Source organism: Parafrankia discariae (genome assembly GCF_000373365.1).
GTDB lineage: Bacteria > Actinomycetota > Actinomycetes > Frankiales > Frankiaceae > Parafrankia > Parafrankia discariae.
Genome location: NZ_KB891251.1, coordinates 17452 through 29435 on the forward strand (window position 1 = coordinate 17452; position 11984 = coordinate 29435).

The window sequence follows — 11984 nt, forward strand, 5'->3', positions numbered from 1 at the left end:
ACGGCCGGCCTCGGCATCAGTTCGCCAACAGGGAGGCGACGTCGACGGGCTTCGGATCCGTAGCCGTCGCGTCGCGCATCGTCCCGACAATCACCTGACTGCTGCAGACCGTGGTGAACATCTTGATCGGCCGCTCGGCGCATCCGAAGGTGGTGCCGGCGCCGGCGGGCAGCGCGATGTTCCTGGAGGCGCCCAGCGTCGACGCGACGCTCCGTGAGGTGATGTCACCCTTGATGCCTTCGATGGCTCGGAGGAATCCGAACGCGGCCTGATAGCCGATCACCGCGCCGCCCTCGGCCGAGGTCTCGGGTGCGTACTTCGCCATCACCTGGCGGTAGAGGAGCGCCTCCGCGCTGCCCGAGGTGGTCTCGCTGGTCGTGAATATCCGGGCCTTGTCGACCGACTCGGCTCCAGCGGCTTTGAGAACCTTGGTCTCGGTGCAGCCCCTGAGGATCCAGTGCTGACCGTCAGGGTCGAGCGACTCGAGCGCCTGCAGGAACGAGATGCACTGTGTCTGGTCTCCGATGAGCCCGACGGCGCCCGCTCCGCTCAGCGCGGAGGTCACCTGGGCGGTCATGTCCGGCGTACCGGGTGGCACGGTGACGAGGTGGAGCTCGACGCCCGCGTTCCCGAACGGGATCTTGGCCAGACTGCCGATCCCCTGCGCGGCGTTCTCCGTGACCACGAGACCGACCTTCTTCATACCGCCGTCCTTCGCCAGCTTCGCCATCGCGGCGAGATAGCCGGCGGCGCCCGGCGAGAGCTCGAAGACGAGCCCGGACTTGTCGGTGCTCTCAGCCGGCGACACAGGATTCACGCCGACATAGGGAATCCCGGCCCCGGTGACGATCGGGACGATTACCTGACCCAGGGTCGTGGAGGTGATGACCAGTGCGGCGGCTTTTCCTTCGACGACCCGGTTGGCGCAGTCCGTCCCCGCGGCCGCGCTGGACTCGTCGATTCGGCACTCAATGTAGTTGACGGGTCGGCCCGCGATTCCACCGAGGCAGTCGTTGGCGTACTGCCGCACCGCGTTCGCGGAGGCCCCGTACTGGGACATGTCGTTCATCGGGCCCTCCGGCCAGGCGACACCAATCGTGACGGGGCTCCCCGTCGCCCTGGGTCCGGGACACGGCAGAGTGCCCAGGTCGCTGGCCTGCGAACCAGCGGACGCCGGCGCCGTCCCGGCATCCGGCGTCGAGGCGTCGCTCCCACACGCGACAAGCGCGACGGCGATCAGCGTCACCGTGGCGACGGCTGGCAGCCGGCGCCTGGCCCGAGCCAGACCTAATTTTCCCCTCAGTACGGGACATAAATTTCGGCGCATCACTACACGCACCCCTCTCGGTCCAGCCCGGCGGCCGACAGTCAGGCCCGGCTATACCCACGTAATTACTAGGTATACCTATCATCGGTAGACCTAGTACTTTGCACCAGCGCCCTCGCTCTGTCCAGAGGTCGGGTAAAACGAACGCCAGACGCCCGAGAAAATCGCCAACGGCGACGCAGGGACGCCACCCGATCACGCGGAGCATCCTGTCCACGAGAACAGCCCTTTCACGCGCTGAAGGTGAACGTGGCTGGCCGTGAACCCGCTGGCCGTGAACCCGCTGCCCGCACCCGCCACTTCCCGCGGGTCCGGATCGCGGTCAGCCGCTCGGCCTTCGGCCCGCGCCTGTCGACACCCAGGTCGACACCGGATCGGGGCCGGGTGGCGGCGGGCGGCCTCGAGATCGCCCACACCCCGATCTACGGCAGCGGCGCGACCACATCGAGGTTTGCTTCACCGCCCCGTTTCGCCCCGCCCCGCTTCACCTCTCTTCTCTTCTCTTCGCCCCGCTTCGCTTCGCTTCGCGCTCGACGGCATCTACCACCGCGGCCCGGACGCCCATGATTCGCCGCCGCGTCATCGGGCGGAATCATCACACCCACGGCGACCGACTACGCCCGGTCGTCAGCCCGGAGGGAGTCTCAGATCGTGCCCGTGGACGATCCGCCGTCGACGACGAGAGTCGCACCGGTCATGAACGACGCATCACGACTGCAGAGGAAAAGACTTACCGAACTCACCTCGGACGGCCTTCCGATCCGCCCCAGCGGCAACCGGGCGAAGTCAGGGAGCTCCCCCCTCTGCGCGGATGCCCTACGAAACCCGTCCGTGTCGACGGGGCCAGGGCAGATGCAGTTGACCCTGATTCCGAAACTCCCGACGTCCAGGGCGAGAGTCCGCGTGAACTGGAGAACTCCGGCCTTGGCAGCGCTGTACGCGGTATGATTTCGCAGCGCTTTGGTGGCGGCCGTCGACGAGATGTTGACGATGCTGCCACCACCCGATTCCCGCATCAGCGGAACCGCCGCCCGACAGGTGAGAAAGACACCCTTGAGGTCGACGTTCATGATGCGGTCCCAGTCGGCCTCCGTCATCTCCTCGATCGACTTGAACAGGGTGACGCCCGCGTTGTTGACGAGCGCGTGGAGACCGCCGAAGTTCGAGCGGGCCGCTTCGACCATGGCCTTGGCCCCGGTCGCGGTGCTCACATCGGCCTGGACAGCCACGGCGGCGCCGCCGGCGGCGACCACGGCATCCGCGGTTGCTCGCGCGCTGTCGAGGTCGACGTCGGCCGCCACGACAAGTGCGCCCTCTCGGCCGAACAGTTCGGCGGTCGCGGCGCCCTGGCCGTTACCGGCACCTGTCACCAGGGCGACCTGGCCCTCCAGACGCGAAGTAGCCGCTGTGACCGCCCCGCCGGATAAGGGGGTGGTACGGCCGGAGTCGTCCATTCGTGTTTCTCCATCTCTGCCCGTGGCCGCTGTCCGGCGAACGCGGAACGGCAGCCAGAACCACCTGTGTGACCAGACAAAAAGTTGATGCGAAAGACTCGGATCCGGCCCTGCGGCGAAGACCGCGGCGAGGCGCCGGTCTCCAGGACCTCGCAGCCGCACCAGGCACGTGGACCGGTGGATTCGCGGCCTGGCGCGACGGATCAGCGCAACCCGCCCGGCACGTCCTCACCACGGGGCTGGCCTTCGCGCGCAAGCGGCACCAAGCCCCTTGCCCCTACGGGCAGGAGACGCCCCGGGCCACGGGCTGTCGCGCCCGCTCGGGGGCGAGGTGCTCCTCGGCCGGAGGCGCTTGCGGCCTCGCCTGGCCGGAGGCGACCCACCCCACTGCCCACCCGCGGGTCGAAGGTCCGCCACCGGCGCCCGCGATCGAGGTCGTCAGTGGTCCTATCTGACTCCCACCCAGGGCTGATGAGCGGTACCGCCACCGTCCACGGAAATGGTCTGTCCCGTTATGTAGGTGGACTTGTCGGAGGCGAGATACACGACCATGTGAGCGATGTCGTCGGGCACACCGGCTCGGGGCGTCAGCAGGGTACGTTCCGCGATGTCTATCCAGTCCGCGTCCAGTCTGCCTTTGATCTCGTCAGACCACACGACGTGCGGGCTGATCGCGTTGGAACGGATGCCGCGCCTGCCGTACGCGGTGGCTACGGCTCGGGTGAGACCCACCAGGGCGGCCTTTGACGACGAGTAGGCGATCCGGACCACATCGCCGTGGAACGCCGCCGAGGACGTGAAGTTGATGATCGAGCCGCCGCCGTTCACCAGCATGGCCGGAATCGCGTGCTTACAGCCCAGCATCGATCCGCGGACGTTGACCGCCATGACCCGGTCCCACAGCTCGACGTCCATTCCGTCCAGGATCCGGTCGCTGTCACCGATGATCGCCGCCGCGTTGGCGAGCACATCCAGCCGCCCGTGGTCGCGGACAGCGAGAGCGATCATCTCCTGGACGTCCGGCTCACGGCTGACGTCCGCGAAACAGCCGGTGGCCCGACCCCCGTCGGCGTTGATCTTCTCGACGATCTCCGCCACCGCCGTCCCGGGGCGGTCGGCCACGACCACGGCCGCCCCTTCGAGGGCCAGGCGCCGAGCGCACGCCGAGCCGAGGTTGCCCGCGCCACCGGTCACAATCGCGACTTTGCCCGTCAGTTCCATAGGGACCACGATTCCTTTCGGTGAGTTCGCCTGACGAGGTCCCGGTGTCTGTCTGGTCCCGTCATCGCCGACACGCCACCTGTCCCCTCAGCCACCCGGCAGGGCGCGCGGGCCGCTCAGGACGGCAGGCTCTCCGGCCACTCCCAGTCACTCGGCACAGCCAGCTGCACCGTTACGAGGTTCTCCTCGCCCACGTTCTCGACCCGATGACCCCTGCTGTTGACATCGTCGGCGAACAACCAGTCACCGGGCAGAAGCCGATAATGACTGCCGTCCGACACCGCAACATCGAGTTCGCCCTGCAGCAGTATCACAAACTGTCGACGCGGAGCCGGGTGGAGAACCGCTCGCGATCCCTGGCTGGGAAGTTCCACGAGACGCACGTTCGTCGCCGGGATATCCTGTTTACGGAGCATGAACGCACCGTCAGTGCTTGGCTCTTCCGGACCGGAAAGACGAACGGGATGGAGCTCCAGATACGTCTCCCCAGTCTCCCTGTTCCTCAGCCAGACGAGGTTTCCAGCCACCGAATCCTCCCCTTGGAAATCTCCAGAACATCTGGTGGATCGCGACGACCTCGAGAGAAGCCTGGTTCGAGGGCAGCGCTCGGGGCGATCAGGCCTGAGCCGCGTGAACCTTCACAGGAGAAGTGCCGCCGGGTGATCCAGGCGCCGCGTTCCCGCCCGGGCCACGGGGGATGTCGCCGGCGGGCGCCGGCCGGCGAGGGGCGGGTGCCGGCGTCCGCGGGAGCCAGGTCCGGGCCCCTCTCCGGCCGCTCGCGGATCGCTCGGCCCTCGTCTGTGTTCATGAGGTCCCCTCCCTGCCGCCGGTTCGGCCGTGGAACCCTCCAGTGCGCTCCCGCCGACTGGAGCCCGGCAGATAGTATGATGACCGATAGTCTTATATCCAGTCAAGATGCGATCGTGTCCGGGGCCCGGGGACCATGTCCGCTCCCGGCGCGTCGGCCGCCGGGGAGAACGTCGTGCCTCACGAGATCGATCCGGAACGGTTCGCGGTGCACGGCCACCACGGCCGGGGCTTCAGGCAGGCCTACGTGCGGGCCGGAGTGGGCGGTGTGCCGCTGCTGTGCGTACACGGGTGGCCGGAGACCAAGCGCATCTGGTGGCGGGTGATCAAGCCGCTGGTCGCCGCGGGATTCGAGGTGATCGCGCCTGACCTACGCGGCTTCGGGGACAGCGAAGTAGGGCCCGACGGGTTCCACGACGTCGCCTCGCACAGTCTCGACCTGCACAATCTCGTCGTCCGCGGGCTGGGCCACGAGAGGGTCACGGTCTGCGCCGGTGACCTCGGTGGGCCGATCGCGCAGGATCTGGCGCTGCGCTTTCCCGGCCTCGTCGAGCGGATGGTGCTGTTCAACTGCCCGCTGCCGTATGACCGTGTCTCCATGGCGCGCCTGCGGACGCGCTCGCCACGGGAGGCCCGCGACTACTACCTGCGGCAGGGAACCGACGCCGACGGCCTCGCCGCCGAGCTCGACACCCCACAGAAGCGTCAGAGCTACGTCGCCACCTTCTACACCTCGCGCTTCTGGGCCCACCCGGGAGCGTTCACGGACGCAGGTACCGAGCGGGAGGGCGTCGGCACCTCACCGACCGTCGCCTTCCACACCGCACCGTTCGCGGACGCCGCGCGGCTGCGGGCGGGCTTCGGCCCCTACGAGAGCGCGTTCTCGGCAGCCGCGCGACGCGAGCCGGCGCGGACCGGTCCCAACCCGGACGTCGAGGTCCTGGTGCTGTTCGGGACCAGCGACCGGGTGGTCGCACCCGACTTCGACCGGATGGCCACGATCGTGTTCCCCCGTCACCTCGGCCCGTTCCTGCTTCGGGACTGTGGCCACTTCGTCCCATGGGAGGCGCCGCATGCCGTGGTGTCGGCCGCGTCGCTGCTGTGCCGGGACCTGCTCCGGGGCGACCAGGGCGGCTGACAGTCCCGTGGACCGAGCGCTCGCTCCCGGCCCGCACGGGCACCGACCAGCCGGGCTCCGCCCCTTGCGCAGCCACCTGATGCTCTGCTATCAGATAGTAGGTCATCCATTTATCCGCCGACAGGGAGGCCAGCAACCAGCGTCGACGTCCGCCTGCGCGGCCTGCGCGGCCGGAGGCGACAGGGGCCACCCAGGCGAGACACGCCCGGGCGGGCCGCTCGTCGCGCTGGAGAGTTCCGCAGCCGCCCGCCCGAGATCACCCGGACACACTGGCGGGCAGCCGGGCCGCACCCGAGCGATCCGGCGAGACCGAGAACGAGGAGGGATTCCTTTACATTGTCGGGCGCGGCGGCTGGACCAAATCCCGCGACCGTGATGTTGACAGAATTCAACGGCGTACCTATCGTCGGAATATCAAATAGGCCTTCCGCCCACGGAGCAGTGCGTCGGCGGTCAATTGACGAACGAGGGAATGATGAGAAGCGCGGTCAATGACACGGCTCGACCACTCCCGGTGGCGCACGGCGAGCGACTTGCGCCCGGTGTGACCGTGACGCGACTGGAACCCGGGGGGGCCAACGGCCCTGACGACGTCGTCTTATCCGACGTCGTCGGCGGGTTGACCTGGCAGGATCTCTGGTATCTCGGCTCGGACGACGACGACTTCCGGATGTGCATTCCCGATGTCAGGATGCCGGCCAACCAGATCTGGCCCCTGCACTGGCACGACGACTGGATGTTCATCACCGTCCTCGACGGCTCCGTGCTCGTCGGTGACTGGTTGATGCGGCCCGGAGACGTCCTGGTCACCGCGCCGAACGTCGAGTACGGGCCGCTAGTGAACGGGCCACGGGGCTGCCAGCTGCTGGAGGTCTTCGCGCGGAACAGAAAGGGCGGAGGCTACGCGCCCGAATATCACGACCATCCGACGCTGCGGGGCCCCGGCCGGGTCATGTATCGGCCGGGCATCTACAAGTACGGCCCAGCGGGCGTCTTCAACTTCTCCGCCCGGCCGTCCGGCTCCGAGGCGAACGAGGGCAACCAGACGATGACGATCGACGGGACGCCCGGACTCTTCAAGGGCAGCCTGACCGGCGGCGGTCGCTGGGAACTCGGCGAGAGCGACGACCCCGATCGGGGAATCGCGCTCAGCACCAATCTGGCGCCAGGGGGGAAAATTCCTTCGCACCGGCTTCTCGACTGGCGCTGGTCGCTCGTGATCGGGGGCGGCCTAACCCTGGGCAGTCGGCGTCTCAATGTCGGCGACATCGTGATCGCAGAGTCTGAATCAGCGATTCCCGAGGCGGAGGCCGGCACCGCCGGCGCGCGTCTCCTGGAGTTCGGTCGCACTGTTCGCAGCGAGACGCGCCTTTTCGACTGATCAGATCCCGGCACTGCAAGCCGAGTCAGCTACCAGACGTCATCCGTCACTCCGGCCCTGCCCCTGCCGGCACCACCAAACTCTGGTGTCTGGTGTCCTGGAACGTGTCCGCGCCACAGGCCAGACCGGGTGGTCACCACGCTGGACAGCACGCCGTCGTTCCCGAACGAGTCACGAACGACCCACCGGAGAAGGTGGGTCGTTCGTCCTGGCCGGGCGGGTCCGGCTACTCGTTCGTCGCGCTTCGGCGCTCGAGAGCGAAGGCGAGCTGGTCGAGATTGTCAGCAAGGCTCTTGATGGCCTCGGAATCGACGTCAGCCAGCCCGTACTCAGTGGCGGCAAGCTCCGCGTGGGCTCGCGTGTAGAGCTTCTGGCCCTTCCGCGTCGCGACCGCCAGAGTACCCCGGCGGTCCTTGGGATCGGGGTACCGCTGGATCAGGCCGTCGCGTACGAGGCGGTCGATGGTGCTCGTCATAGTGGTCGGGTGCACCGAGGCTCTCGCTGCGATCTCCTTGAGCTGGAGACCTCCGGGCTCCTGGCACACGATGGAAAGCACCTGATACTGGGCGTGGGTTGTACCAAGATCACTCAGTACGGAATCGAGATCGCGTATAAGCATTTCACGGACCCGCAGCAACAGGCCCGCGACGAGTACCCGGTCAGTGGCAGCCGAATCCAGGTCGTAGAGCTTGTTCACCGACTCGGCCAGCCGTACGGCCGTGGTGGATCGTCCAGCACCCACGGGCGTCGCCGTCACGGGCACCACGCGCGGGCCACGCAGACATCACGTCGCTTCGACGACGCGCGACGGGCCGGAGAATGACTCATCTCCTATCGACTCCTGATCTTCGATTGCCAATGATGGTGACGATCGCAAGGAAAAATTCTACTTGGCTACCATATCATCGGCCGACCGAGTGATAGCGGGATCGTAACTGGTCAGGTCTCGTAGATCGTTTGTTTTTGCTTTCGCGGCAGGCTGGGGCTGCTCGGTGGGTCGCCAGTCCGGGAGCGTTGGCACGGTGTGGTTGATCGGACCGTAGGGTCCGGGTGTGTCCGATGATCCGCCCGCGCCGTCGGGGCCATCGTATGACGAGCTCGCGGCGCTGGTGGTGAGCTTGCAGGCGGATCTCGCGCGGGCGTTGGATCGGATCGCCGAGCTGGAAGCCCAGGTCGCGAAGACGTCGCGGAACTCGTCGAAGCCTCCGAGTTCGGACGGGCTGGCGAAACCGCCCCCGAAATCGCTGCGGACGAAGACCGGCCGGCGCCCTGGCGGGCAGAATGGCCATCCCGGATCGACCCTGCGGATGGTCACCGATCCCGATGTGCGCGTGGCGCATGAGCCGGGGCCGTGTGCCGGATGCGGGACGTCGCTGGCGGGCCGGCGGGTGACCCGGACCGAACGCCGGCAGGTCTTCGACCTGCCCGAGCTCCGCCCGCACGTGACCGAACATCAGCTCCTCGAGCGGGAATGCGGCTGCGGGACACGCACGAAGGCGACCGCGCCGGTGGGGGTGAACGCCCCAGTCCAGTACGGGCCGCGGGTGACGGCGGCGGCGGTCTACCTGTACGCGGGCCAGTTCCTGTCCAAGGACCGGACCGCGACCGCGCTGGCCGACCTGGTCGGGATCCCTCTGTCCGCGGGCACGGTCGTGGCGATGGCCGCCCGCGCCGCCGCGGACCTGGAGGGTTTCCTCGCCGCTGTCCGCGAGCGTCTCGCCGCCGCCGAGGTGATCGGCGTGGACGAGACCGGGCTGCGGGTCGCCGGCAGCTTGCACTGGGTGCACTGCGCCCGTACCGACACGTACACGCTGATCGACTGCCATCCGAAACGCGGGACCGCCGGGATCGACGCCCTCGGGGTGCTGACCGGCTTCGCCGGGGTCGTGGTCCACGACGCCTGGTCGCCGTATGACACCTACACCAGCGCCGCCCACCAGCTGTGTGTCGCCCATGTCCTGCGCGAACTCCAAGCCGTGAGCGCCGCCGCCCCCGCGGGCGGCTGGTGCTGGGCCACCCAGGCCGCCGACGCCCTCGTCGCCCCGCACCGCCTCACCGTCGACGCCGCCACCACCGGCACCGCGATCAACCCGACCGATCTCGCGGCCCACACCCGGGCCCTGCGCCACGCCGCCCACATCGGGATCAGCCAGACCGGGTCTGTTGCATTGGGGGAAGTCAGGGCATGGTTGACCCTGCCGGGCGGGTGATCAGATCGCGAGGGTGAGTTCGGTGAACGCGGCTGTCAGCCGTGTGTGCGGGTCGGTGCCGGTCCCGAGTTCGTAGTGGCCGCGGCGGATGTTCTGGACGAACGCATGACCTGCGCTGATCGTCTGGATGGAACGTAGGCGTTTCAGTCCGCGCATGGGTCGGAGCCGGGCTTTCAGGCGGCTGTGGTCGGCTTCGATCCGGTTGTTCTCCCGGGCGGCGTCGACGTGGCAGGCCTCGGGGAGTAGCTCGTCGAGGAGCCTTGGGTAGACGTGTGCCTTGTCGGTGGTGACCTCGACCGGCCGGCGGCCGTGGGACAGTGCCGCGGTGAAGAACTTTCGGGCCGCGGCCTGGTCGCGTCGTTCGCTGGCGAGGACGTCGATGACCTGCCCGTGCTGGTCAACCGCCCGGTACAGGTACGTCCACCGTCCGGCGACCTTGACGTAGGTCTCGTCGACGAACCACCTGCCGCAGGGACGATGCCGGCAAGGCCGCGCGGCGTCGACGAGCAAGGGCGTGAAGCGCTGCACCCACCGGTACACGGTCACGTGATCAACCTCGAGGCCGCGGTCGGCCAGGAGCTCCTCAACATCCCGGTACGACAGGGCGAACCGCAGATACCAGCGGACCGCCAGGACAATCACCTCCGGCGGGAACCGGAACCCGGCGAACTCCGACGTTGGGACCGGTGGACGGACACGACGTCGACGCATCACCTGATCATGCCCGAACTCAAGCACGAAGGCCTACACCGGCCGGATGCAACAGAGCCGATGCAACAGAACCCGTCGACGCATCACCTGATCATGCCCGAACTCAAGCACGAAGGCCTGCACCGGCCGGATGCAACAGCCACGCAGTGGTCATGCCGGGCTGGTACTTATTTAGTGGGCTTGGTCGAATGCCTCGACGATGGTGGAGGCGATACGACCCCGGTCGCTGACCGTGTAGCCGTTGGTGCGTGCCCATTCGCGGATGTCGGCGCTGCGGTCGGTTCCCGTGGAGCGCGGTGAGGCGGCGCGCGGGCCGCGCCGTCCGCCGGCGGCACGGCCACCGGAACGGCGGGCCGCCGTGACGAACGCGGCCAGTGCCTCCCGCAGTTGTGTGGCGTTCGCCTCGGACAGGTCGATCTCGTACTGCGCACCGTCCAGTCCGAATCGGAGTGTCTCGTCGGCCGTTTCTCCACTGAGGTCGTCGATCAGCGAAACGATGGTCTTCTGCGCCATGAGTATTCCCCGTTCATATCTGCGGACCGTGTATCCGCGATGTCTTGCGTACCGTATCGCGTGATCGTCCGGACGGGTCTGTCGCATCCACCGGAATCGGTTCATCACGACCAGAAGCTTCTGCCATGGGAGTCCGGCATCCGGCTTATGGGGCACCCGTGGGCGGCTCATGAGGGTAGAAGGGGTCCGGCCGCAGGAGACTCTCACCGCGATTGATCGGCATCGCCACGTGTCTGCGTCGACCCGGACGAGAACGCCATCGAATTCGTGGTTGGGGCTCGGTCATACGAACATGAGGAGGCCGTCCCGGGCGACTGCACCCAGCTCCTCTGCGATCACGAGTATCCGGTCGGCGAGTCCCCAGGTGAGGCACCTCAGGTCAGTGGTCGGGCGGGGAGGTGTCGGGAGCGAGACGGGCGATCAGATTCTCGGGCGTAGTGCCCAGGGCTTCGGCGAGGGTGACGAGCAGCGCGGTGGCGATCGTGGTGAGGGTGCGCAGGGTGCGCTGCGGGTTGCCGTGCACAGCCTCGACGATCAGGTCCTGGCGTACCGCGTCCAACGGTGCCGTGGCCGGGGTCGGGGTGGCCATGTCGAGGCGGGCGGTCAGCAGGGCGACGGCCGGGTCGGCGTCGGCGCTCTGGTGGGCGTGGAGGACGGCGATGTCCTGGAGCATCTGGTGCGGGGGTGTGTGGGTGGTCTTGGCGAGTTGGAGGAGGAGTCCGACGGTCAGCCGTTCCACGCTGGTGATCGTCTCGATCGGGGTGTGGGTGCTGGCGTCGCGCAGGAGCGTGGCGAGGTGGTGGCGTGCTGCCCGCAGCGCGGTGGTGTCCGGGCCGTCGTCGTGGCGTACGAGGTGGAGTTGGCCGGTGAGCAGGGCCAACGCGCGCCGCGCGGCCTTCGCAGGATCGGTCACGGAGCCCTATTCTCCGCCCGGTGTGGAGAGTGGTCCACTCTCCGGGGGGTGTCCGGGAGGCCCGCTACCAGGGCTTGTGGCAGGCGGTGAGGAGACCGCGGTGTCTGTCCGTGGGCCGCTGGCCAGCTGGGTCAGTGGCGGGGCGCTGTTGCATCCGGCGACTCCAGCCGATCTTGACCGCGGATCTTTCCGTAGTTGAGCCTTCGTGGGGCTCGGTCGGCCGGTCGACGGTGCTCCAGCGACCGGATCCGGCGTCCTCCAACAGGAAGATTTTCGGTCAAGATCTCCCGGCCCCGCCGGATGCAACAG

Annotated in this window: 11 protein-coding genes; 3 read left to right on the top strand and 8 right to left on the bottom strand. The window is 68.0% G+C overall.

What is annotated here, in order from left to right:
* Positions 1-16: 16 nt before the first annotated feature.
* From B056_RS0127300 to B056_RS43155, 4 genes are all read right to left on the bottom strand, one after another.
* A complete protein-coding gene (locus tag B056_RS0127300; RefSeq protein WP_018505025.1) occupies positions 17-1069 on the bottom strand; it encodes a type 1 periplasmic-binding domain-containing protein in 1053 nt (350 codons plus the stop codon).
* Between the two features lie 902 nt (positions 1070-1971).
* Positions 1972-2781, bottom strand: a complete 810-nt coding sequence (locus B056_RS0127310; RefSeq protein WP_018505027.1) for an SDR family NAD(P)-dependent oxidoreductase — start codon at positions 2779-2781, stop codon at positions 1972-1974.
* A 447-nt stretch (positions 2782-3228) separates the two neighbouring features.
* Positions 3229-4002, bottom strand: coding sequence for an SDR family NAD(P)-dependent oxidoreductase (locus tag B056_RS0127315; RefSeq protein ID WP_020572733.1), 774 nt, complete (start codon positions 4000-4002; stop codon positions 3229-3231).
* A 116-nt stretch (positions 4003-4118) separates the two neighbouring features.
* Positions 4119-4529, bottom strand: a complete 411-nt coding sequence (locus B056_RS43155) for a cupin domain-containing protein (RefSeq protein WP_154677272.1) — start codon at positions 4527-4529, stop codon at positions 4119-4121.
* Between the two features lie 455 nt (positions 4530-4984).
* Between B056_RS43155 and B056_RS39755 the strand changes: the two genes are divergently transcribed.
* The gene (locus B056_RS39755) at positions 4985-5947 is read left to right on the top strand and encodes an alpha/beta fold hydrolase (RefSeq protein ID WP_195905960.1); all 963 of its coding nucleotides are present in this window, start codon (positions 4985-4987) and stop codon (positions 5945-5947) included.
* Between the two features lie 514 nt (positions 5948-6461).
* Positions 6462-7328 carry a cupin domain-containing protein gene (locus tag B056_RS0127330; protein WP_020572734.1) on the top strand — a complete coding sequence of 289 codons (867 nt, stop codon included), beginning with the start codon at positions 6462-6464 and terminating at the stop codon, positions 7326-7328.
* 226 nt (positions 7329-7554) lie between these two features.
* On the opposite strand, the gene B056_RS38230 is transcribed toward B056_RS0127330, so the two are convergent.
* Positions 7555-8025 (bottom strand): MarR family winged helix-turn-helix transcriptional regulator, encoded by a 471-nt coding sequence (locus B056_RS38230; RefSeq protein WP_018505032.1) that lies wholly within the window; start codon positions 8023-8025, stop codon positions 7555-7557.
* Between the two features lie 355 nt (positions 8026-8380).
* Here B056_RS38230 and tnpC point away from each other — a divergent pair, with 355 nt between their 5' ends.
* On the top strand, positions 8381-9538 hold the full coding sequence (gene tnpC / locus B056_RS0127340) for an IS66 family transposase (RefSeq protein WP_018505033.1): 1158 nt from the start codon (positions 8381-8383) through the stop codon (positions 9536-9538).
* On the opposite strand, the gene B056_RS0127345 is transcribed toward tnpC, so the two are convergent.
* The 3 genes from B056_RS0127345 to B056_RS0127355 form a co-directional block, all read right to left on the bottom strand.
* Entirely contained in the window at positions 9539-10249 is a 711-nt protein-coding gene (locus B056_RS0127345; protein ID WP_018505034.1) for an IS6 family transposase, read from the bottom strand. It lies immediately after the preceding gene.
* 171 nt (positions 10250-10420) lie between these two features.
* Positions 10421-10762 (bottom strand): histone-like nucleoid-structuring protein Lsr2, encoded by a 342-nt coding sequence (locus tag B056_RS0127350; RefSeq protein ID WP_018505035.1) that lies wholly within the window; start codon positions 10760-10762, stop codon positions 10421-10423.
* 379 nt (positions 10763-11141) lie between these two features.
* Positions 11142-11675, bottom strand: coding sequence for a hypothetical protein (locus tag B056_RS0127355; RefSeq protein ID WP_018505036.1), 534 nt, complete (start codon positions 11673-11675; stop codon positions 11142-11144).
* Between the last annotated feature and the right edge of the window lie 309 nt (positions 11676-11984).

Coding starts and splice junctions, on each gene's coding strand:
- B056_RS0127300 (WP_018505025.1), bottom strand. CDS start 1,069: ATGAACGACATGTCCCAGTACGGGGCCTCCGCGAACGCGGTGCGGCAG.
- B056_RS0127310 (WP_018505027.1), bottom strand. CDS start 2,781: ATGGACGACTCCGGCCGTACCACCCCCTTATCCGGCGGGGCGGTCACA.
- B056_RS0127315 (WP_020572733.1), bottom strand. CDS start 4,002: ATGGAACTGACGGGCAAAGTCGCGATTGTGACCGGTGGCGCGGGCAAC.
- B056_RS0127345 (WP_018505034.1), bottom strand. CDS start 10,249: ATGCGTCGACGTCGTGTCCGTCCACCGGTCCCAACGTCGGAGTTCGCC.
- B056_RS0127350 (WP_018505035.1), bottom strand. CDS start 10,762: ATGGCGCAGAAGACCATCGTTTCGCTGATCGACGACCTCAGTGGAGAA.